Consider the following 22,067-nt stretch of genomic DNA (forward strand, 5'->3'; position numbering starts at 1 on the left):
CTATGCGCTGCCCGGTTACGGCCCTGCCAGGATGATCCAGTTCAGGCCTGTCCCGAGGCGAGCACGTCGAGGGCGAAGGCCAGGTCCTGGGGATAGTCGCTGGTCACGCGCACCCGCTCACCCGTCACGGGGTGGTCGAAGCCGAGTTCCCGTGCATGGAGCCACTGCCGCGTGAGCCCAAGGGTTGCAGCCAGGCGCGGATCCGCGCCGTACGTGAGGTCGCCGGCGCAGGGATGGCGGAGTGCGGAGAAATGGACGCGGATCTGATGCGTGCGGCCGGTCTCGAGGTGCACTTCCACGAGGGACGCCTTGCCAAAGGCTTCCAGTACCTCATAGTGGGTCACGGACGGCCGGCCCTCTTCCGTCACGGCAAACCGCCAGTCGTGCCCCGGGTGGCGGCCGATGGGTGCATCGATGGTTCCGGTCAGGGGATCCGGCAGGCCCTGGACCACGGCGTGGTATACCTTGTCCACCGTCCGCTCCTTGAACGCACGTTTGAGGGCCGTGTAGGCCCTCTCGGATTTGGCCACCACCATCACACCGGACGTCCCGACGTCGAGCCGGTGCACAATCCCGGCCCGTTCCGGCGAACCCGACGTGGAGATGCGGTAGCCGGCACCGGCCAGCCCACCCACCACGGTGGGCCCCACCCAGCCGGGAGAAGGGTGCGCGGCAACCCCCACCGGTTTATCGACGACGACGAAATCGTCGTCGTCGAGCAGGATCTTCAGGCCTTCCACAATTTCCTCCACGACTTCCAGCGGATCACGCCGCTCCGGAATGGTGACCTCCAGCGTGTCGCCGGCCGCCAGTTTCGCTGACTTGCCAAGGGCTTTACCCCGGCTGAGCACGTGCCCTTCCGCGATCAGGGCGGCGGCGGCTGAGCGCGAAATGCCCATGATGGCTGCAAGGCCCGCATCCGCGCGGGTCCCACCGTATTCTTCCGTGACGACGATCTGCTCAGGCATCGGCGTCCGTGCCCTTCCGCTCGGCATGCACCCGTGTTCCATCAAGGGAAATGCCGCGAAGAGTCAGGATGCAGATGATGGCCACGGCGGACACCACCGCGGAATCGGCGATGTTGAAGATGGCGAAGTTGGGCAGCTGGATGAAGTCCACCACATGGCCCATGCCGAACGAGGGTTCCCGGAAGAGCCGGTCCGTCAGGTTGCCGAGCGCCCCGCCCAGCAGCAGGCCCAGCGCAAGGGCCCACCAGACAGACCCCAACTTCCGGACCTGGAAGAGGATGGCGACGGCGACGGCGGCCATGATGATGGAAAACACCCACGTGACGTTCTCACCGATGGAGAAGGCTGCGCCGGAGTTTCGGATGAAATACCAGTGCAGGAGCGGCGGCAGGACCGGGATGCGTTCGCCCTCCACCATGGAGGACGTCACCCACATCTTGGTCAGCTGGTCAAAGACGTAGGCAAATACTGCGAATCCGGCGAAGAAGGACAGCAGCACCCCGCGTCGTGGGCGGGGTGACGGCGGGACAGGGCGTGCAGCGCCGGCGGCAAGTTCGTCAGTCATGGTGCTTTCATTCGTAAAACCGGGGTCAATGCCAAAAGCCGGTGGCCGAGGAATCCTCAGCCACCGGCTTTCAGAATACGTGCTGTACGTGCTAGTTGGCTTCGCTGACTTCCGGCGTCGCCACGGAGCCGCGGGCATCCAGATCGCGCAGCTGGCCTTCGATGTAGGCCTTCAGGCGTGAGCGGTAGTCGCGCTCGAAGCCGCGGAGCTGCTCCACCTTGCGTTCCAGGACGGAGCGCTGCTGCTCGAGTGCACCGAGGATCTTGCGGGACTTTTCTTGGGCGTCATTGACGAGGCTGCTGGCTTCGATCTGCGCCTCGGCGATGATCTTGTCCTTCTGCGACTGGCCGTCGGCAACGTGGCGGTCGTGCATCTGCTGCGCCATGGCCAGCAGGCCGGCAGCGGATTCAGCGGAGGGAGTGGACGTGGAAGCCGCTGCAGCAGCAGGGGCTGCGGCGGCGGGAGCGGCCGGCTGGACGTCCTTCTTCTTCGCCTCGGCAGCTTTGGCCTCAGCTTCGGCCTTTTCGCGGGCTTCGTCCTTGTCAGCCTTGACGGGCGCGGGAACCTTCTCCACCACGGGGGCGGCAGCGGCGGTTGCCGGAACGCTGGAACCAGCGTCGGCGAGCTTCTTACGGAGCTCGTCGTTCTCCTGGTTCAGGCGGCGAAGTTCAACGACGATCTCGTCCAGGAAGTCATCAACTTCGTCCTGGTCGTAGCCCTCGCGGAACTTGGTCGGCTGAAAGCGCTTGTTGACAACGTCTTCTGGCGTCAAAGCCATCTGGTCACCTCACTGGTCTGGTTAGTCAGTAGGCCTTCCGGCCGTCAAAACTACGGTACCTAAATTTGGTCTGCTATCTCTAATTCAACACTGCAGTGTCAAACTCGAGTTTCCCTGCTTCACACTATCCGGTCCCGGTGGCACCGTCCTGCGTTGCATGGGTGTAAATCTTTGAATCAGGCGAAGCTTCTGGTGATTCCCATCGCAATGCTGACCGCGATGAAGAGGATCAGGAATCCGAGGTCCAGCGAGATGCCGCCCAAACGCAGCGGCGGGATCAGCCGGCGGAGCACTTTCAGGGGCGGGTCCGTGATGGAGTACACAGCGTGCGCCACCACCAGGGCAACGCCGCGCGGCCGCCATTCCCGGGCGAACATCTGCACCCAGTCGAATACCAGGCGGATGATCAGGGCAACAAAAAACAGCAGGAGCGCGAGATAGACAAGTCCGAAAACAATTCCCATGCCTTAACTCATATCTCCATGTTCAAAAAGCCGATGCCGCGGTGGCGCCGATGTGTTGTGTCTATTTCAGCACAGATGCCAGACAGGTGTCCCTGCCTGGCATCCGTTCAACGTCTGCGGGTCAGCTCTGGTTGAAGAAGCTGGCCTGGGTGTCGCTGGCCTTCTTGTCATCGCCGATGACCTCAACGTAGGACGGCGACAGAAGGAATACCTTGTTGGTGACCCGTTCGATGCTGCCACGCAGGCCGAACACCAGCCCGGCGGAGAAGTCCACCAACCGCTTGGCATCCGACTCACCCATGTCGGTGACGTTCATGATCACCGGAATGCCGTCCCGGAAGCTCTCACCGATGAGTTTGGCATCGTTGTAGGAGCGGGGATGGATAGTGGTGATCTGGCGGAGGCCTGAGGTCTCTTCGCGGCTGGAAGCCGCACGCTTGATGGGAGTCACTGGGGCGCGGTATTCCTCTTCAGGGGTGTAGGACGTTTCACGGCTGACCTCGCGGACGGGTGCAGGAGCACGGCGTTCCTCGCGGTCTGCTTCCATTGTTTCGTCCTCATCCTTACGTGTGTTCAGTTGCTCGGACTCGTAATGCTCATCGCCGTCGGCGAGCCCAAGATAGATCATTGTCTTGCGCAGAGCGCCGGCCATGGTCGACTCCTAATCGTGTCCCGTAAGCGGGCCGCCCAATGACTTGACAGCACTGGAGTCCCCCGCCCATCACTTCCAACAGTCCCGACGCTACCCCACGGCCGGACGCGATCCGAGAATATCGGAACCGATCCGCAGGTGTGTCGCCCCAAATTTGATCGCAGCTTCAAGGTCCTGGCTCATACCGGCCGAAATGCCGGATGCCGCCGGGTGGGCCTGCACCAGCAGTTCAGACACCCGGGCGAGCTTTTCGAAGGCCGGTTCCGGCGCGGCACCGAGCGGAGCCACCGCCATGACACCTGCCAGGCGCAACCCTTCCGCAGCGGCGATCCGATCGGCCAGGGCCGGAACGTCGGCGGGCAACGCGCCGCCCCGGTGCGCTCCGGCGTCGTCCTCCAGGCTGACCTGGATGAAGCAGTCCAGCGGCGCCCGCCCCGTGGCGTCCTGTTCGTTCAGCACCCCTTTGGCCAGCGCGTCAACGAGCTGGGGCCGGTCCACCGAGTGGACAGCAGCTGCATAGCGCACCACGGACTTGGCCTTCTTGGTCTGCAGTTGGCCGACGAAATGCCAGGCCAGGCCGGCCCCAGCCAGCTCGGCGGCCTTGGCAGCGGCCTCCTGGTCCCTGTTCTCGCCGACGTCGGTGACGCCCAGGGCGGCGAGGCGGCGGATGTCATCTGCCGGATGGAACTTAGTGATGACGATCAGCCTGGGCGGCTGGCCTTCGCGCGAGGCCGACCCGACTGCCCTGGCGATGCGCTCCCGTACGGCCTCCAGCCGCCCGGCGAGTTCGCGGAGGCGGGCATCACCGGCGGTTACGGCGTCATTCATGGCACCACACCAAACCTGCAAAACGGCCGGTGTGGCGGTCCCGGCGATAGGAGTACAGTGACGGCGTCTCGAGGGTGCAGGGCCCGCTGTATTCAACAGTCACGCCGGCGTTTTCCAGCTGGCTCCGTGCACCGGCCGGCAGGTCGAGGCCGGGAGTCCCCCAGGAGGTTGTGCTCCGGGCGGCAGGCACTGCGGCCACGACTTCCTCCTGCATGGCACCGGGGACTTCGTAGCAGCGTCCGCAAATCGAAGGTCCAAGCCAGGCCCGGATGCCGGTGGCCCCCAATGAGGCCATGCTCTCCAGTGTCGCGGGGATGACTCCACTGGCGAGGCCGGGGCGGCCGGCGTGGGCCACCGCCAGGACCGGTCCATCGGTTGACACACCGGCCAGGATTACGGGGATGCAATCTGCCACCATCACCGCCAGCGGAGTGCCGCGTGACACCATCGCGTCCGCCTCGGGGGCAGGACTGATGGAGTCCATCAGCACCACGTCCGTTCCGTGGACCTGGTTCATGAACCGGAGGCTGCCGGTGCTGACGCCGATCTCCCGCTCGAGCCGCGCCCTGCGTTGCCGAACCGCTTCGGGATCGTCACCGACATGGAGTGCCAGGTTGCCGGCGTCGCTGTTCGTAAAAGCGGCCGACACCCCCGGAAGGATGCCGGCCCGCCAGTGGAACAAGCCGCTGCCTACTTCAGGAAGTCGGGGACATCCAGGTCGTCCTGGTGGTTGCCGGTAAGGTCCGGCTCCACTACGGACGGCAGGTCCACGTCGAAACCGGAATCTGCCGGTACTGCAGTGGGGCGCTGCTGGCCCCAGTTGCTCAGGCCCGCGGCGCCGACGCCTGCGTGGACCGGCTGGACGTTGGGCTGGTGGCCGCCGCCCTGGTGGTTACCGGCGGACGGTGCCTGCGACGGCGCAGGTGCTGCGGGCCGCTGCGGCGCAGCCTGCGCCTGCGGCTGGGACTGATCCATGGACGGCGAAGTGGCCTTGACGTCGTCGAAGCCTGCTGCGATGACGGTGACCCTCGCTTCGTCGCCGAGGGCGTCATCGATCACGGCACCGAAGATGATGTTCGCCTCGGGGTGGGCAACTTCCTGGACCAGGCGCGCGGCTTCGTTGATCTCGAACAGGCCGAGGTCCGAGCCACCCTGGATGGACAGCAGCACACCGTGGGCGCCGTCGATGGAGGCCTCCAGCAGCGGCGAAGCGATGGCAAGCTCTGCGGCTTTGACGGCGCGGTCTTCGCCACGGGCGGAGCCGATGCCCATGAGCGCGGAGCCGGCACCCTGCATGACCGACTTGACGTCGGCGAAGTCGAGGTTGATCAGGCCCGGGGTGGTGATGAGGTCGGTGATGCCCTGGACGCCGGACAGCAGCACCTGGTCGGCTGAGCGGAAAGCGTCGAGGACCGAGACGTTGCGGTCACTGATGGACAGAAGGCGATCGTTGGGGATCACGATCAGGGTGTCCACTTCGTCGCGCAGCGCGTCGATGCCGGATTCGGCGGAGCCCGCGCGGCGGCGGCCTTCGAAGGTGAAGGGACGGGTAACGACACCAATGGTCAGGGCGCCAAGGGAGCGCGCAATGCGGGCGACGACGGGCGCGCCGCCGGTGCCGGTTCCGCCACCTTCGCCGGCGGTCACGAAGACCATGTCGGCTCCCCGCAGCACTTCCTCGATTTCGTCGGCGTGGTCCTCGGCGGCCTGCTTGCCCACCTCCGGATTGGCGCCGGCTCCGAGGCCGCGGGTCAGTTCCCGGCCGACATCGAGCTTGACGTCGGCGTCGCTCATCAGCAGTGCCTGGGCGTCGGTGTTGATGGCGATGAATTCAACACCTCGGAGGCCGACCTCGATCATGCGGTTGACTGCGTTCACGCCACCGCCGCCGATGCCGACGACTTTGATGACGGCCAAGTAATTCTGCGGAGCTGCCACGTTACGTGTCCCTTGTTCGTGTCTTATTGCGAAAAACTGATGGTGAGCTTGAAGCCTGTAACCTTAACCTTCGAGTTGAAGGTTATAGTTATGTCAAGTAACTCATGTCTGTGACGGTATTTCCTCTGGTTCCCACATTCAATAACCGGGTCCGCGTGTCGGATTAATACCGGAAAGAAAGCCGCTCACCGTGTCACCGGATGCCGCGGAACACTGACGTCGTAGACCTGCACGGGGTTCTTCGAATCCGCGGGAACCTTCAGCAGCGCAGCCAGCACCTTGGCCTTGAGTTCCTTCTCCGAGGCGTTGCCCCACACGATGGTCTGGCCGTCCACCAGCTTGAGCTCCACAGCATCAACGGACTTGGCGGAAGCGTTCGACAACTTCGCCAGGACATCCGCGGGAAGGGCACCCAGCACAGCGGCGGTGGCCTTGAACAGGTCCTGTCCAATGGCACCGGCGCCGCCGTCGATCAGGGGCAGGGATACGGACGCCGGGTCCGCGGTGGTGGCCAGCTGCACGCCGTCCACGTCCACCAATTGGTACTGCTCCCCCTGCTTGACCAGGGCCACGGGTACCCGCTCGTGCACGGTGACGGTAAGCCCGGAGGGCGGCCTGGCTTCGGCAGACGCGGACTTGACCTGGACCAGTGGCTCGAGGAGCCGGCTGACGTCGTCGTCGCCGATCTGGGGCAGGGGCTTCCCCTGCAGCGGTTCGAGCGCCGCCTGAACCTGCGCAGGCGTCAGCAGCGACGTGCCGGACACGGTAATGGTGCGCAGCGCCAGCACCGGCGAGTACACGGCACCGGCCAGAAGGGCCGCCACCAGCGCACACACAGTGCACACCACCAACAGCAACCTCCGCCTGCGCCGCTTCCCCCTGGGTTCCGGGAAGGCGAGGACGTTGGCGGCCGGGCCGGAATCAGCAGCGGGCGCTTTCCTGCCGCCTGTCCCGCCGGTGCGGGCGGAAGCCTTCTCCGACGTCTGGACCGGCACACTCCGCGACGCCGAGATCACCTCGTCCGCATCCGGGGAGCCTGCGGCACCCGTTTGGCTCTGCCCGCCGGTCGCCGTGCCTTTACGGCCCGCCGGGGTGTAGGTGGGACGGCGCGTGCTAGCCACGCAGGGCCTCCACGATCCGCTGACCGTATCCGGTCACGTCGCCGGCGCCGGCGGTCAGCACAATGTCCCCGTCCGCGGCCGCCTGCGCGACGGCGGCCACGGCCTCTTCTGCGCTCACCAGGCGTCCCCGGCCGGCCATATGGTCGGCAATGAGCTTGCTGGTGACGCCGGGGATGGGGTCCTCACGGGCAGCGTAGATGTCCAGGACCAGCGCGGTATCCGCCAGGGTCAAAGCTTCAGCAAATTCCCGGGCAAATTCCCGGGTGCGGGAGAACAGGTGCGGCTGGAACAGCACGTGCACCTTGTGCTCCCCCGCGACTGAGCGCGCGGCGGTCAGCGCAGCGCGGACCTCGGTGGGATGGTGGGCGTAATCGTCGAACACCCGCACGCCGCGGGCTTCGCCCTTCAGCTCGAACCGGCGGGACGCGCCGGAGAAGGAGGCCAGGGCTGCCGCGGCGGCGCCGGGTGCAACGCCGAGTTCAAGCGCGACGGCGAACGCGGCCGCCGCGTTCAGCGCGTTGTGCCGGCCGGGTACCTGCAGTGCGAGGTCGAACCGCCCTTCCGCGGTGGATACCGCAACGCTGCCGGGGCCGTCGTCGTGAAGCTTCAGGTCGGCGTCGCCGGTGGTGCCATACAGCAGGACTCGGGTGTTGCCCGCCTGGCGGGTGCGCTCGGCCAGTGCCCGGGCGCCGGGGTCGTCGGCACACGCCACCAGGAGCCCGTCGGCGGGCAGCAGGGCGGCGAACTTGTCGAACGACTCGTACACGGCTTCGGCTGTGCCGTAGTGGTCCAGGTGGTCAGCTTCGACGTTGGTCACCACGGCGATCTGAGGCCGGTAGTTCAGGAATGAACCATCCGATTCGTCGGCTTCCGCCACAAAGATCCCTGACGTGCCATGCGCGGCATTAACCCCCAGGGAAGGGACGTTGGCGCCGATGGCAAAAGATGGATCCAGGCCGGCGCCCTGGAGCAGAACCGTGACCATCGACGTGGTGGTGGACTTGCCGTGGGTACCGGCAATGGTCACCACCGTGTCCTCCCCCATCGTGGCCGCCAGCGCTTCGGACCGGTGCAGCACGGGCAGCCCGGCCTGCCGGGCCGCGGCCAGCTCTGGATTGTCCGCCCTGATCGCCGACCCCGCCACGACGGTCTGGGCATCGCCCAGGTTGCCGGCCTTGTAACCGACGGCAATCCTGGCACCCTTTACGGCGAGGTCGCGCATGACAGAAAGGTCCTTGGCATCGGATCCGCTGACGGGGACCCCGCGCGCCACCATGATCCTGGCCACGGCGGACATGCCGACTCCGCCCACCCCGATGAAGTGGACCCGGCCCAGGGACACGAGGGAACCCTGGGTTTCGCTGCCGGAAAGGTCATGGTTGCTCATGCGGACACCGCTTCCAGGATGAGGGCAGCCATCCGCCGGTCGGCGTCACGGACACCCAGCCGGTAGGAGTTGGCTTCCATGGTGGCCAGCCGTGCCTTGTCGGTGACCAGCGGGACGAGTTCCTTGGCCAGCCATTCGTCGGTGAAGTCGCGGTCCTGGACCAGCAGGGCACCGCCGGCAGCCACCAGGCCCGCGGCGTTCAGGGCCTGTTCCCCGTTCCCGATCGGCAATGGCACCAGGACGGCCGGCACGCCAACAGCGGCCACCTCGCAGACGGTCGCAGCGCCGGAGCGGGCCAGCAGCACATCTGCCGCAGAGTAGGCGAGTTCCATCCCGTCCACGTATTCCACCTGTCGGTAGCCCGGCGCGGCCAGCGGCTGGCCATCCCCGTCCAGGACCGACTTGCCGCGCCCGGTGATGTGCAGGGTTTGAATCCCCGCGGCAGCCAGCTGCCCCACGGACGCAGCGATGGTGCGGTTGATGCTTTGGGCGCCGGAGGATCCACCGGTGACGATGAGGGTGGGCTGCTGCGGATCAAGTCCGAGGGCTTCCCGGGCGGCGGTCCGCGCAGCGTTCCGGTCCAGGCCCGAGATTTCTGTCCGCATGGGCATGCCGACATGCACGGCGTGCCGCAGCGGCGTCCCTTCGAAGGCGACGGCCACCCGCGAAGTCATCCGTGCGCCCACCCTGTTGGCGAGCCCGGGACGGGCATTCGCCTCGTGGATGACGATGGGGATCCGGCGCTTCCGGGCCGCGAGGTACATCGGCGTGCACACGTATCCGCCCACACCCACCAGCACATCGGCGTCAGCCCGGTCCAGGATGTCTCCGGCCTGGCGGACTGCGCCGGCGAGCCTGGCTGGAAGCCGCAACAGGTCGGCCGACGGTTTGCGCGGGAACGGGACCCGGTCGATCGTCGCCAGTTCAATCCCTGCCGCCGGGACGAGGCGGGTTTCCATGCCGGACGGTGTGCCGACTGCGAGGATGGCGGCGTCCGGCGAGGCGGTCTTCACGGCCGCGGCGATGGCAAGGAGCGGACTGATATGGCCGGCTGTGCCGCCGCCGGCCAGGACGATGGAAGGGTTCTTCGGGTTCATGTGGGATCAGGCACGCTTTCTTGCAGTCTTCTTATTCCGCGGGGCTTTCTCCCGCCCCGTGGCCTTGAACTTCAGCATCCGTTTGGGACGGATGGCAGGCGCCATCTGTTCCCGGGCCAGGGAAAGCACCACGCCGATGGCGCAGAGGGACATCAGCAGCGCGGAGCCGCCATACGAGATGAAGGGCAGGGGTACGCCGATCACGGGCATAAGGCCGGTCACCACGGACATGTTCACGGTGGCTTGGCCCAGGAGCCACACCATGATGGTGCCCGCAAGGACGCGGTGGAAGGTGTCTTCCTGGGCCACCACCACGCGGTAGATGGCCGCGCCGAGGATCGCAAAAAGGATGAGGACGACGACGGTGCCCACCAGGCCCAGCTCCTCGCCGATGATGGCGAAGATGAAGTCGTTGTGGGCTTCGGGGATCCAGCTGTACTTCTGCCGGCTTTGTCCCAGCCCCACGCCGAACCAGCCCCCCGAAGCCAGCCCGTAGAGACCGTTGGTGGCCTGGTAGTTGGCATCGATGCCGTCGGCGCAGGACTCGCCCGTCCACCAGGAGGTGATGCGGCACATGCGGTTGGAGCTGGTGATGGCCATGATGGCCGCGCCGGCGGCGCCCAGCAGCCCGGCGATGCCGAAGAAGTACAGGGGCACGCCCGCGAAGAAGAGCGCCGCGGCGGCGATCATCATGATGATCATGGCAGTGCCGAGGTCGTTGCCGATCAGCACCAGGCCGATGACGATGACGGCCACCGGGATGGCAGGGACAAAGACGTGCTGCCAGCGCCGCAGCAGCTTGGCCTTCATGGCCAGCACAGTGGCCATCCAGAGTGCCAGGGCGAGCTTCGACGCCTCGGAGGGCTGGAAGGTGATGCCGCCGAGGTCGATCCAGTTCTTGTTGCCGTTGACTTCCGCGCCCACCACCTGAACCAGGGCCAGCAGGACCATGGCGGCGATGATTGCGGGCCAGGCGAGGCGCTTGAGCCACACCACGTTGATCCTGGACAGGACGAACATGGTGAAGATGCCGATGCCCGCGAACATGCCCTGCTTCAGGGCGTCTCCGTAAGGCGATTTTCCGGCGGCAATGGACTCCACGCTGGAGGCCGACAGGACCATCATGATCCCGATCGCCGTCAGTGCCAGGGTGGAGCCGAGGATGAGGTAATACGTGGAGCCGTTACGGGATGTTCCGTTGCCCTCAAGGGCTGACCAGAAACTGCGGTAGGCCTTCCTGAGCCGGACCGTAACAGGTGCCGGGCGCTGCGCCTTCGTGACTGTGGAGCCGGTGCCGGCCGGACGGCCTGGCCGCCCGGCTGGTTGCCGGCGCGTGGGCGTGCTGACCATTTTTACTCCTCGCCGGTCTTGGCCTGCCCTTCCACCAGCCCGCGGACAGCTTCGATGAATGTGTTGCCGCGGTGTGCGTAGGAAGAGAACTGATCCATGGAGGCAGCTGCCGGAGCCATCAGCACAGTATCGCCGGAGCCGGCCAGCTGGGCTGCTGTCGCAACGGCCAGGGACATGACCTGTTCCCCGGCAAGGGGGGAACGGGTACCGGTGGCACCTTCCGCTGCAGCAGTCTGCACCTCTTCAGTGTCACCCGGCGCAGCCGCGATCACGGGGACATCCGGCGCGTGTCGCTGGAGGGCACCGGCAAGCTCGGAGGAGTCGGTGCCGATCAGTACCACGGCCTTGAGCCGGTGGGCCTGCTCGCGGACCAGGTCGTCGTAGGTGACGCCCTTGGAGAGGCCGCCGGCAATCCAGACGACGTTGGTGAAAGCCGCCAGTGAGGCTGCGGCGGCGTGGGGGTTGGTGGCCTTGGAATCGTTGACCCACAGCACGCCTTCGTGGCGGGCTACAGGCTGGATGCGGTGGTCACCGGGCACGTAGTCCAGGATCCCCTGGCGGACGGCAGCGGCATCCACCCCGTAGGCGCGGACCAGTCCCGCGGCCGCAAGCGCGTTGGCCACCATATGCCGGGGAGCGATCGGACCGAGGTCGGCCATGGCCGCGAGTTCCGCGGCGCTGTCCCGCCGCTCTTCAATGAAGGCGCGGTCCACCAGGAGACCCTCCACGACGCCCAGCATGCTGACCGCGGGAGTGACGGTGGTGAAGCCGATGGCGCGGCACCCTTCCACGACGTCGGCGTTCTCCACCATGCGTTCGGTTTCGAACTGCTCGGCGTTGTAGATGCAGGCCTTTTGGGTCTGTTCGTAGACCTTGGCCTTGTCCGCCAGGTAGGAGTCGTAGGAGCCGTGCCAGTCCACATGGTCTTCGGCAACGTTGAGGCACACACTGGCCAGCGGGGACAGGGATTCCGCCCAGTGCAGTTGGAAGCTGGAGAGTTCGACGGCGAAGACGTCGTACTCGACGGGTTCCCGGATGGCGTCAAGGATGGGCTTGCCCACGTTGCCCACCGCGATCGCCTTCAGCCCTGCGGCCCGCAGCATGGACTCGGTGAGGCCCACGGTGGTTGTCTTGCCGTTGGTGCCGGTGATGGCAAGCCAGTCGGCGGTCTTCCGTCCCTCGCGCTGGCGGACCCGCCAGGCAAGTTCGACGTCGCCCCAGACCGGGATGTGTGCCCGGGCCGCTGCAGCCAGCAGGGCCTGGTCCGGACGCCAGCCCGGCGAGGTGACGATCAGTTCCGGAAGTTCACCGTCGATCCGCGGAATGCGGGTAACAGCTTCCTCGCCGAGAAGGACATCGGCAGCACCGACGATTTTCAGGGTGTCGGCCGAGGCCTTGGCGGTGTCGCTGGTGGCGGCGTCAACCACCACTACCCGGGCGCCCAGTTCGATCAGGGTGTCCGCGGCGGCAAAGCCGGAGACACCGATGCCAGTGACTGCCACGCGCAACCCGGACCAGTCAGAGTCCCAGGTAACGAGGTTTTCCAGGCGGGGGGAAACGGTCACAGCAGCACAACCCATTCAGCGTAGAAGATACCCAGCCCGACGGCGACGAAGAGGCCGCCGAGGATCCAGAACCTGACCACCACTGTGACTTCGGCCCAGCCCTTGAGTTCGAAGTGGTGCTGCAGGGGAGCCATCTTGAAGACACGTTTGCCACCGGTGGCCTTGAAGTAGCCCACCTGGATGATGACGGAGAGGGTGATGAGGACGAAGAGTCCGCCAATGATGCCCAGCAGCAGTTCGGTGCGCGAGAGGATCGCGAACCCGGCGATGGCACCGCCGATCGCCAGGGAACCGGTGTCGCCCATGAAGATCTTGGCCGGCGAAGTATTCCACCAGAGGAAGCCCACCAAGGCTGCGCTCATGATGGCCGCCAGCAGGGCGAGGTCCAGGGGGTCGCGGACGGAGTAGCAGCCGCTGCCGGCTTCCCGCGGCGAACCGCAGGCCTGGTTGCTCTGCCAGATACCCATCAGGGTGTAGGCGCCGAAGACCATGACGGAGGCGCCGGCCGCCAGCCCGTCCAGGCCGTCGGTGAGGTTGACGCCGTTGGTGGCGGCGGTGACGATCAGGTTGGACCAGACCACAAAGAGGATCGCCCCGAGGACGGTCCCGCCGAAGGCGAGGTCGAGCCACGGGAGGTCACGGACCAGCGAGATCTTGGTGGAGGCGGGTGCGAGCCCGGATTCGTCCGGGAAGTTCAGTGCCAGCACGGCGAAGATGACGCCAACGGCGGCCTGCAGGATCAGTTTGGCCTTGGCGTCCAGGCCCAGGCTTCGCTGTCGCGAGATCTTGATGAAGTCGTCGAGGAACCCGACGAGGCCCATGCCCACCATGAGGAACAGCAGGATCAGCGCGGAGGCGGACGGCCCCGGGGAATCCGGGTTCATCAGGAACATGATGAGGTGTGTGAGCCCGTAGCTGAGCAGAACGGCGGCTACCACCACGGTGCCGCCCATGGTGGGCGTTCCGCGCTTGGTGTGGTGGGACGTGGGTCCGTCATCGCGGATGAACTGGCCGTAGCCGCGGCGGACCAGCAGCCTGATGAACAGCGGGGTGCCGACGAGGGCGCAAAGCAGGGCCAGCCCGGCGCCGATCAAAAGTGCAATCACAGCTGTGTGCTCCTTTCATCGGCGTTCAGGGGGGTTTGTGGGGGTAATGCTATCCGATCGCCCAGATGGCGCAGGCCCACGCTGTTGGAGGACTTGAAGAGGACCAGATCGCCCGGCTCAAGCTCGGCGCTGAGGAGTTCGTAGGCCTCGTCAGGGGTTTCGGCGAACAGGCATTCGTCACCCCAGGAGCCTTCCTGGACGGCAGAGACGTAGAGGGCCCGCGCTTCCCGGCCCACCACCACCAGCCTGGAGATGTTGAGCCGGACCACCTGGGTGCCCACGGCGGTGTGTTCCCGGATGGAGTCGTCGCCGAGTTCAAGCATCGCCCCAAGTACCGCCCAGGTCCGCCTGCCGCGCCCAAGATCGGCGAGCGTGCGCAACGCTGCCCGCATGGATTCGGGATTGGCGTTGTAGGCATCGTTGATCACCGTGACGCCGTCCGCACGTTCGGTGCGTTCCATCCGCCAGCGGCTTGCCGCGCTTTGGCTGCTCAGGCCGGTGGCGATGTCTGCGCCGGACATGCCGGCGGCGAAGGCCGCTGCCGCCGCGGCGAGCAGGTTGCCGGTGTGGTGTGACCCGATGAGCTTGCTGGCCAGGTGGTGCGGGCCGTCGCCGCCGGGCAGCTGGAGGTCGAATTCCGGGTTGCCTTGTTCGTTGGTGTCGGCGCCGAGGGCCTGCACGGCGGCTCCGTCGCGTCCTTCGGCGCTGAAGCCAAGCACGGTGGCCGTGGTGCGGCTGCGCATGGCGGCCACCCTGTCGTCATCGAGGTTGATGATCGCGGTCCCGCCGGCAGAGAGGCCTTCAACCATCTCCCCCTTGGCTAGGGCGATGTTCGCCACTCCCCCGAATTCGCCGGCGTGGGCGGTTCCGACCGCGAGGACCACTCCGATGTCCGGCTTCACCATGTCGGCGAGGTACCGGATGTGGCCGATTCCGGTTGCGCCCATTTCGATCACGAGATAACGCGTGCCCTCGTCCGCCTGGAAGACGGTCAGCGGGACGCCCACCTCGCCGTTGTAGGAGCCTTTCGGTGCCACCGTTACCCCCCGGGAGGCGAACAGCCCTGCCAGCAGGTCCTTGGTGGTGGTCTTGCCGGCTGAGCCGGTGATGCCGACGACGGTGAGTTCCTGGCCGGCTGCGGCCCGGGCGGCACGGATGCGCCGGACGGCCTCCGCGGCCAATGCGCCCATGGCGAGGACGGCGTCATCCACCAATACCGATGGGTAGGAACTGCCGTCAGGCCTGGCCGCCTGGCGCTCCACGAGCGCCAGGACGGAGCCTGCTTCGAACGCTCCGGCGATGAAGTCATGCCCGTCCGCGTGTTCGCCGGGTTTGGCCACGTACAGCGAACCCGGTGTGGCTTCCCGGGAGTCCGTCACTACCGATGTAGGCGTGATTCCGGGATCGGCGTCCAGGCGCCCCTTGGTGATGTCGGCAATTTCGGCCGCAGTAAAAGCAATCATCTCGGTCTAGGACTCTATCCGGTCGTCTTGGAGAACGTTGAATCCCCTGGCTGTCAAGGCGGTGCGCAGTTCCACGCGGTCGTCAAGGGCCAGATTGACGCCTTTGACTTCCTGCCAGACTTCATGGCCGCGGCCGGCCACGAGGATGCTGTCCAGCGGGCCTGCGAGCTCTACTGCGCGCCGGATGGCCTCATCCCGGGGGAAGACCTCCAGGATCTCGCAGGGCAGCGATTCGCTGCTGCGCGCGTCTTCTGCACCCGCCAGGACGTCGGCGCGGATGGCGGCTGCGTCCTCGTCGTGAGGGTCGTCGTCAGTGATGATGACAGTGTCCGCAAGGCGGGCAGCCACCGCGCCCATGGCGGGGCGTTTACCCTGGTCGCGCTGGCCGGTGGCACCGAAGACAACGATCAGCCGGGAGCCCGGGGCCGGCGGGCGGACGGCTTCGAGAGCGCGGGCCAGTGCATCGGTGTTGTGGGCGAAATCGACGACGGCGGCGGGCTGCTCGGCGACGAGTTGCATGCGTCCGGGGACGGCAACGGTGAACGGGTCTGCCGTGTCCAGGGCGTCCTGGAGCACAGCGGTGTCCACCCCGCCGGTGAGGACCATGATCGCCGCCAGGGCGGCGTTGGCGACGTTGAAGCTACCGGGCAGTCCCGTGTGCAGGCGCAGTTCTGCGCCATCGGGACCTTCGAGCGTGAAAGTGGTGCCGAGGCCGCGGGGTTCGGTGGCGGCCACGGTCCAGTCCGCGGCTGCCCGCCCGTCCGTGCTGAGCGTGGTGACCGGGATGCCGGCGGTGCCGGCCAGGCGGCGGCCCCACTCGTCGTCGACCGTCACTACTGCCTTGCGGGCGCGCGCAGGCGTGAAAAGGTCGGCCTTGGTGGCGAAGTAGTCGTCCATGGTGCCGTGCAGGTCCAGGTGGTCCTGCGTCAGGTTCGTGAAGCCGGCCACGTCAAACACCACGCCGTCCACGCGCTGGTACGAAATGGCGTGCGAGGAAACCTCCATGGCTGCCGCGCCCAGTCCCCTTTCGCGCATGAGTGCCAGCAACCCGTGCACTTCAGTGGACTCGGGGGTGGTCAGCAGGCTGGGAATGGGCTCGGTGCCGGCGAGGATCTCGATGGTCCCGATCAGGCCGGACCGGGTACCAAGGGCGCGAAGCAGGGAGTTGATGAAGTACGTGGTGGTGGTCTTGCCGTTGGTGCCGGTTACGCCGAACAGCGTGAAGTCCTCTTCGGCCCCATCGGTGCTGCCGTAGATGGCCGCGGACAGCGGGCCAACCACATTGCGGGGTTTGTCCACCACGAGGACCGGCACCGGGGTGTCGTTGCCCAGCGCCAGCAGGCGCGCGCCGACGTCGTCGGTCAGGACGGCTACCGCCCCGGCCTCCACGGCCTGTGCCACGAAGTCCGCGCCGTGGCGGGACGCGCCGGGGAGGGCTGCGTAAAGGTCGCCGGCCTCGACAGCTCGGGAGTTCAGGGTGATTCCCGTGACCGTGACGTCTGCTGCATGTCCGGGAACGGCGACGCCTACGGCGGCGCCGATGCTCTCCAGACGCACCGGTTCGACGGCGGTGGGCCGGAACCTGGCTTTGCTGGCAGGAGCGGCCGGAAGGGCGCTGCTGTGGGACGGCGTGAACTCTGACAATGAATCTCCGATGGTGCTAGTGGATCGTGCCCGGCTGTGGCCGCAGCGGGCGCTGCTGCAGCGTGATGGAGCCGGGGTGCTACTTGGCGAACTGGGGCAGCCTGGCCGGTTCGCCGGTGGACGGCTGGACGTTGTAGGTCCGCAGTGCCTGGCTCATGACCGACCGGAAGACCGGCCCGTTGGTAATCCCGTAGATGCTGCCCTTGGGCCGCTGGAGTACCACCTCAACAATAAACCGCGGATCATCCATCGGCGCCATGCCCACCATGGAGGCGGTGTAGCCGCAGAATCCGGACTTGCCGTCGTCGCAGGGCGATTCCGAGGTGCCGGTCTTGGCACCCACCCGGTAGCCGTCGATGGAGGCATCCTTGATCTGACCCTCGGTAACGGCGCTTTCCAGGATGTCCTGGACCTGCTGGGCGGTGCTGTCGGAGACTACCTGGGTAGGGGGTGCCGCCGGCACCTTTTCCTCGGTTCCGTCGGCAGAAACATACGAGTCGATCAGGCGCGGCTGGAGCATCACCCCATTGTTGGCCACTGACTGGAATGCCCGCACGGTCTGGAGGGTGGACTGGGACACGCCCTGCCCGAAGAGGACGGTGAATTCCTGCCGTCCGTCCCACTGGTCTGCGGGGGTGAGAATTCCGGAGGCGGTAGCGGGGAGCCCGATGTCCGGTGCCTGGCCAATGCCGAACTTCTGCAACCAGTCGTGGCGCTGTTCCTTGCTCAGGGCCTGGCCGGCCATCACGGTGCCCGTGTTCATGGAGTAGCCCAGGATGCCCGCGAGGGTGCGCTTCTCGGTGCCGTGCGAGAAGGAATCGGTAAACGTCTGGCCGTTGACCGTATACGAGGGGGGCAGCGTGTATTCGCTGAGCGGGTTGGCTTTGCCTTCCTCGATCAGGGCCGCTGCGGTCAGCATCTTCTCCACGGAACCCGGTTCGTAGGCTGCGGTAACGGCCCGGACGCCGCGGTCCTTGGCGGCCACCAGGCCCGGGTTGTTCGGATCCGGGGAGTTGGTGTCCGCCATGGCCACCAGGTTGCCGGTCTTGACGTCCATCACAATGATGACGCCCCATTCGGCGCTGAGCTTGTCCGCCTGGCTTTGGATGGCCTGCTGCGCAAAGTACTGGAGGTCGGAGTTGATGGTGAGCTTGACGTTCTTGCCGTCTTGCGGCTCGGTCAGCTCGTCCACGCCCACCGGGATCCGGAGGCCGTCGGCCCCGATTTCGAAAAGGCGCTTGCCATCCGACCCCTTCAGGAGGTCGTCCTGCGTCTGTTCGATGCCGGCCTGTCCGCTGCCGCCCTCCTGCAGGAAGCCGATGATGCCGCCAGCTACGGAGCCGTTGGGGTAGACACGCTTGCTGACGCCTTCGGTCACGATGCCGGGCACCTGGAGTTTGGAAATGCGGTCCTCGACGTCCGGTTTCACGTCCTTGGCCACAATGTAGTAGCGCGACTCACCGGTAACGGATTTGACGATGGCGTCCTTGTCCATGCCCAGGACCGCTGCCAGCTCGGTGAGGCCCTGGTCGCGGCTGATCTCGACGAGTTTTTCCTTGCCGTCGACATTATCCAGGCGCCGGTAGGACTCGGTCTTGGTATTGAGCTGCTGGTCCACCACCACGTTGTAGCGGATCACACTGTTGGCCAGGACCGTGCCGTTGGCGTCCAGAATGCTGCCACGCTCCGCCGGCAGGACCGTTTCAGTCATTCGCTTGTTGAGGGCCGCTTCAGCCATGCCACCGACGTCCAGGCCTTGGACCAGGAACAGCTTTCCGCCAACCACCAGCAGGAGGGAGAGCATAATGCCCAGGCCCAGGCGCAACCGCCTGGTGGGGTTGGGCGCTTTGCCGTTCACTGGCTTACCGGTCCTCTGCGCCACTGATCTTCCTTGCTGTTCGTCCCTCGTGCCTGCCAGTCCCGCTCTTACTGTCCGGGCACCTTTTGCTGCGGTGCTGGAACTGAGCCGCCGTTGAGTTCGGCCGCGGAGGCCTGGCGGGCCGGTGCTGCCGCTGCGGGCGCCTCAGCGGCGGGAGCCGCGGCGGCGGGCGTGGTTTCTGCTGCCGGCTTGCGGCTTGCCAGGGGTTCACCCGTTGAAGCCGGCGGCACCACGATCAGCTGCCCCGGGACGGCCGGGGCAGGAATGACGGCACCTTCGGTGGCACCCTTCACAGCCGGCGTGGCCTTGCCGGTGACGGACAAAGTGGAGAGGTCGATCTGCCCCTTGACGGTTGAAGCCACCATTCCCAGATCCTTGGCCTTGGCCGCCAGGTTCTGCGGGGCCTCGAAGTTCTGCACCTGCTGGGTGAGGTCCTGGTTCTGCTTGGTCAGCGTGCTCTGCTTGGCGCGAAGTTCCACCAACTGGTACTGCGCAGTGGATACCGAGATATTCAGGACCAGGACTGCCACCAGGGCAACTGCAAGCATGGCGAAGCAGAGAACGACGAAAGGAGCACGCCGCTTGCGGGGCATGCTCCGCACCACGGACAGCGGGGTGCGGCTCTTCCGTTCCTCGCGCTGCGCCGGATTGCCGGGAGCGGCGGGAAAGTTCTTGACGGCAGCGGTGCTCATGCAGCTCTCCTGGCTCTGATTCGTTCCGCCGCGCGGAGCCTGGCTGAGGCGGCACGGGGGTTCTCGGCGATTTCGACGGCGGTGGGCACCTCGGTGCCCTTGGTCAGGATTTTGAGTTCGGGTTTATGCTCTTCCAGTTCCACCGGGAACCCGAGCGGGGCGGAGGACTTCGAGCGGCCCTGGAGGACGCCCTTGACGATCTTGTCCTCCAGGGAGTGGTAGGACATGACCACGATTCGTCCACCCATGGCCAACGCATCCACAGCGGCCGGGACGGCGCGCTCCAGGACGTCGAGCTCCTCGTTGACTTCGATCCGCAACGCCTGGAAGGTCCGCTTGGCCGGATGTCCACCGGACTTGGCTGCTCCGGCAGGGACCACCGATCGGATCTGTTCCACCAGCTCTCCGGTGGTGGTGAAAGGCTTCTCGCCACGTGCAGCGACGATCCGGTTTGCGATGCGGCCCGCGAACTTCTCCTCGCCCCACTTCCGGATGATCCGGACCAGCTCATCCTCGCTGTATGTGTTGACGACGTCCGCAGCAGTCTGGCCACGGCTGGTGTCCATCCGCATGTCCAGGGGAGCGTCGAAGGAGTAGGCGAAGCCGCGCTCCCGCTCATCAAGCTGGAGCGACGAGACGCCTAGGTCCATCAGGATGCCGGAGATTTCGGTGACGCCAAGGTCCGCGAGGACTTCGGGGATTTCGTCGTAAACGGCGTGGACCAGGTCCGTCCGTGCGCTGAAGGGCGCAAGCCGCTCCCCCGCAAGGGCGAGCGCTTCCTCGTCACGGTCAATGCCGATCAGGTGGAGGTCCGGGAAACGCTGGAGCATGGCTTCGGAGTGCCCGCCCATGCCCAGCGTGGCGTCGATGACGATCGGGGGTTTGCCCTGCTGCCGTGCGGCATCGAATCCCGGGGCCAACAAATTGATGCACCGGTCCCGAAGGACCGGCACATGGCGTTCGGACGTTGGCTTCGGTTGTTCGTTCATGCCTCGTCCCTTCTCGCCGTTGTGGTAGCTGCTTCCGCTTCCGGGATCAGATCCCCATCCGCACCTACCGTCCCGCCTGCCTGGCTCCGGGGAAGTGAGTCAGGTTGGCTGTCCGATCGGCCGGCTGGAGATCTCATCCAGGAAACTTCCTGCGTGAAACTCCTGCTTACCGCTCCGGGATTCAGAGAATACCCGGAATGGGATCGTCCGTTTCAGAGAAGGCTGTTTCCTTCTCCGCGAGGTATTCATTCCAGGCCTGGGCGTCCCAGATCTCGGCACGGGAGCCCGCGCCGATAACGGCCAGTTCCCTTCCGAGTCCTGCATACTCCCGGAGCGCGGGAGGAATTGTCACGCGCCCCTGCTTGTCAGGTACCTCGTCAGAGGCCCCAGAGAGAAAGACACGGATATAGTCACGTGCCTGCTTGGAGGAGATTGGCGCCTCCCGCATCTGCTCGTGGACCCGTGCAAATTCCTTCTCACTGAAGACGTAGATGCAACGTTCCTGGCCCCTTGTGAGCACCAGCCCGCTTGCAAGTTCCTCGCGGAACTTCGCGGGGAGAATGATCCGTCCCTTCTCGTCCAGGCGCGGCGAGTGAGTGCCCAGAAACACTGGCCCACCGCCTGTCCGATATCAGGAAATGCACATCCCCTATGTTGCAACCACCCTCTTATGCCCTCCACATTACTCCACTTTCCCCCACAGTCAACGCAAAATGGGGCGTGGTGAGCCATAAAATTGGGATATCGCACGCGGAATGGCGCCATTTTCAACCGGTGGTGGGAAGTGGAGTGGATTTCCAGGGCGCAGCGGGAATCATGGGGCCGGGCAACTGCGCGAATTGGCAGCAAAGAGCGTTAAACAGGAAAAGACCCGCCGCAGCGGGTCTTTCTGTTGTTCGCTCCCCTGCCGGGGAGCGGAGTGGAGGCTCCGGGTGTGGCCCGGGTAATCGGTGAGACCTAGGGCTCTCCGCGCCGGCGTTCGTCCCAACGCTCCTCAAGGTTGCTCATGAAGGAACTCCGCGGTTTCCCCGGCTTGCCGGTACTGCCCTTGGCGCCATCCTTGGCTGCCGAGGAACTGCGCATCGTCGCAAAGTACACGCCACCACCCATGACGATAAAGCCAAGGACGCCGACGAAGATACTCTGCAGCGTGACGCCAACCAGCAGCAGGAACACGCCTGCCAAGGCACCAAGGACTCCGATCACCACATGCCTGGTTGACCACGAACGCCCGGGGTCAGACCCCATGGAGTTCGCAAACTTCGGGTCGTCCTCGTGAAGCTGCTTCTCCAACTGCTCAAGCAGCTTTTGTTCGTGCTCCGACAGCGGCATCACGACCTCCTTCGTAGGCCAACGTCCGGGCTTGTCCCAGAAATTACTCCTGCACCCTTAACGGCTGGTGCGCCTGTTCGGTTCCAATCTTCCCGCCTGGGTAGGAAGTTGAACCGGGCGCACAGCCGCCGGAGCGGAAGCATGTCCAAAACGGTCCGGCAGTAGTCCAATCACTCAAAAACTATGTATCTCTAAGGATAGTTTGTTGCGGTCCGTTCTGAAAGACGGCGATTTCTTCCGAAACACGGT

Annotated in this window: 21 protein-coding genes; all 21 read right to left on the reverse strand. The window is 65.8% G+C overall.

Features of this window, described 5'->3' with window-relative positions; translation table 11 throughout:
• Nucleotides 1-41: 41 nt before the first annotated feature.
• The 21 genes from ACFV4R_RS18530 to ACFV4R_RS18630 all read right to left on the reverse strand — a co-directional run bounded on the left by ACFV4R_RS18530 (nt 42) and on the right by ACFV4R_RS18630 (nt 21,818).
• Nucleotides 42-968, reverse strand: a complete 927-nt coding sequence (locus ACFV4R_RS18530) for an RluA family pseudouridine synthase (protein ID WP_377203813.1) — start codon at nt 966-968, stop codon at nt 42-44.
• Complete coding sequence (gene lspA, locus ACFV4R_RS18535; protein WP_314216304.1) at nt 961-1,533, reverse strand: signal peptidase II; 573 nt, start codon at nt 1,531-1,533, stop codon at nt 961-963. The genes ACFV4R_RS18530 and lspA overlap by 8 nt, the downstream gene beginning before the upstream one ends.
• A 91-nt stretch (nt 1,534-1,624) precedes the next feature.
• Nucleotides 1,625-2,311 carry a DivIVA domain-containing protein gene (locus tag ACFV4R_RS18540; RefSeq protein ID WP_377203812.1) on the reverse strand — a complete coding sequence of 229 codons (687 nt, stop codon included), beginning with the start codon at nt 2,309-2,311 and terminating at the stop codon, nt 1,625-1,627.
• 176 nt (nt 2,312-2,487) lie between these two features.
• The gene (locus ACFV4R_RS18545) at nt 2,488-2,775 is read right to left on the reverse strand and encodes a YggT family protein (protein ID WP_056077522.1); all 288 of its coding nucleotides are present in this window, start codon (nt 2,773-2,775) and stop codon (nt 2,488-2,490) included.
• Between the two features lie 121 nt (nt 2,776-2,896).
• Nucleotides 2,897-3,427, reverse strand: coding sequence for a cell division protein SepF (locus ACFV4R_RS18550; protein WP_015936785.1), 531 nt, complete (start codon nt 3,425-3,427; stop codon nt 2,897-2,899).
• 90 nt (nt 3,428-3,517) lie between these two features.
• Nucleotides 3,518-4,255 carry a YggS family pyridoxal phosphate-dependent enzyme gene (locus ACFV4R_RS18555; protein ID WP_377203811.1) on the reverse strand — a complete coding sequence of 246 codons (738 nt, stop codon included), beginning with the start codon at nt 4,253-4,255 and terminating at the stop codon, nt 3,518-3,520.
• Nucleotides 4,248-4,937, reverse strand: coding sequence for a peptidoglycan editing factor PgeF (pgeF, locus tag ACFV4R_RS18560; protein WP_377203810.1), 690 nt, complete (start codon nt 4,935-4,937; stop codon nt 4,248-4,250). Before pgeF ends, ACFV4R_RS18555 begins: the two co-directional genes overlap by 8 nt.
• An 8-nt stretch (nt 4,938-4,945) precedes the next feature.
• Nucleotides 4,946-6,193: a cell division protein FtsZ gene (gene ftsZ, locus ACFV4R_RS18565; RefSeq protein ID WP_377203809.1), complete on the reverse strand. Its 1,248-nt coding sequence runs from the start codon at nt 6,191-6,193 to the stop codon at nt 4,946-4,948.
• 185 nt (nt 6,194-6,378) lie between these two features.
• Entirely contained in the window at nt 6,379-7,314 is a 936-nt protein-coding gene (locus ACFV4R_RS18570; protein ID WP_377203808.1) for a cell division protein FtsQ/DivIB, read from the reverse strand.
• Nucleotides 7,307-8,701, reverse strand: coding sequence for a UDP-N-acetylmuramate--L-alanine ligase (gene murC / locus ACFV4R_RS18575; RefSeq protein WP_377203807.1), 1,395 nt, complete (start codon nt 8,699-8,701; stop codon nt 7,307-7,309). Before murC ends, ACFV4R_RS18570 begins: the two co-directional genes overlap by 8 nt.
• Nucleotides 8,698-9,798 (reverse strand): undecaprenyldiphospho-muramoylpentapeptide beta-N-acetylglucosaminyltransferase, encoded by a 1,101-nt coding sequence (murG, locus tag ACFV4R_RS18580; RefSeq protein ID WP_377203806.1) that lies wholly within the window; start codon nt 9,796-9,798, stop codon nt 8,698-8,700. Before murG ends, murC begins: the two co-directional genes overlap by 4 nt.
• 6 nt (nt 9,799-9,804) lie before the next feature.
• On the reverse strand, nt 9,805-11,148 hold the full coding sequence (ftsW, locus tag ACFV4R_RS18585; RefSeq protein WP_377203805.1) for a putative lipid II flippase FtsW: 1,344 nt from the start codon (nt 11,146-11,148) through the stop codon (nt 9,805-9,807).
• 2 nt (nt 11,149-11,150) lie between these two features.
• Nucleotides 11,151-12,728 carry a UDP-N-acetylmuramoyl-L-alanine--D-glutamate ligase gene (murD, locus tag ACFV4R_RS18590; protein WP_377203804.1) on the reverse strand — a complete coding sequence of 526 codons (1,578 nt, stop codon included), beginning with the start codon at nt 12,726-12,728 and terminating at the stop codon, nt 11,151-11,153.
• The gene (mraY, locus tag ACFV4R_RS18595) at nt 12,710-13,819 is read right to left on the reverse strand and encodes a phospho-N-acetylmuramoyl-pentapeptide-transferase (protein WP_056077552.1); all 1,110 of its coding nucleotides are present in this window, start codon (nt 13,817-13,819) and stop codon (nt 12,710-12,712) included. Before mraY ends, murD begins: the two co-directional genes overlap by 19 nt.
• Nucleotides 13,816-15,282, reverse strand: coding sequence for a UDP-N-acetylmuramoyl-tripeptide--D-alanyl-D-alanine ligase (gene murF, locus ACFV4R_RS18600; protein WP_377203803.1), 1,467 nt, complete (start codon nt 15,280-15,282; stop codon nt 13,816-13,818). Before murF ends, mraY begins: the two co-directional genes overlap by 4 nt.
• 6 nt (nt 15,283-15,288) lie before the next feature.
• Nucleotides 15,289-16,926 carry a UDP-N-acetylmuramoyl-L-alanyl-D-glutamate--2,6-diaminopimelate ligase gene (locus tag ACFV4R_RS18605; protein WP_377203802.1) on the reverse strand — a complete coding sequence of 546 codons (1,638 nt, stop codon included), beginning with the start codon at nt 16,924-16,926 and terminating at the stop codon, nt 15,289-15,291.
• A 79-nt stretch (nt 16,927-17,005) separates the two neighbouring features.
• Nucleotides 17,006-18,808 (reverse strand): peptidoglycan D,D-transpeptidase FtsI family protein, encoded by a 1,803-nt coding sequence (locus tag ACFV4R_RS18610; RefSeq protein ID WP_377203801.1) that lies wholly within the window; start codon nt 18,806-18,808, stop codon nt 17,006-17,008.
• A 44-nt stretch (nt 18,809-18,852) separates the two neighbouring features.
• Complete coding sequence (locus ACFV4R_RS18615; RefSeq protein ID WP_377203800.1) at nt 18,853-19,497, reverse strand: hypothetical protein; 645 nt, start codon at nt 19,495-19,497, stop codon at nt 18,853-18,855.
• Nucleotides 19,494-20,486 (reverse strand): 16S rRNA (cytosine(1402)-N(4))-methyltransferase RsmH, encoded by a 993-nt coding sequence (gene rsmH, locus ACFV4R_RS18620; protein WP_377203799.1) that lies wholly within the window; start codon nt 20,484-20,486, stop codon nt 19,494-19,496. Before rsmH ends, ACFV4R_RS18615 begins: the two co-directional genes overlap by 4 nt.
• Before the next feature lie 181 nt (nt 20,487-20,667).
• Nucleotides 20,668-21,096 (reverse strand): division/cell wall cluster transcriptional repressor MraZ, encoded by a 429-nt coding sequence (mraZ, locus tag ACFV4R_RS18625; RefSeq protein ID WP_009358613.1) that lies wholly within the window; start codon nt 21,094-21,096, stop codon nt 20,668-20,670.
• A 347-nt stretch (nt 21,097-21,443) separates the two neighbouring features.
• The gene (locus ACFV4R_RS18630; protein WP_091719476.1) at nt 21,444-21,818 is read right to left on the reverse strand and encodes a DUF3040 domain-containing protein; all 375 of its coding nucleotides are present in this window, start codon (nt 21,816-21,818) and stop codon (nt 21,444-21,446) included.
• Nucleotides 21,819-22,067 lie beyond the last annotated feature (249 nt).

This window comes from Pseudarthrobacter sp. NPDC059871, assembly GCF_042731175.1.
Lineage (GTDB): Bacteria > Actinomycetota > Actinomycetes > Actinomycetales > Micrococcaceae > Arthrobacter.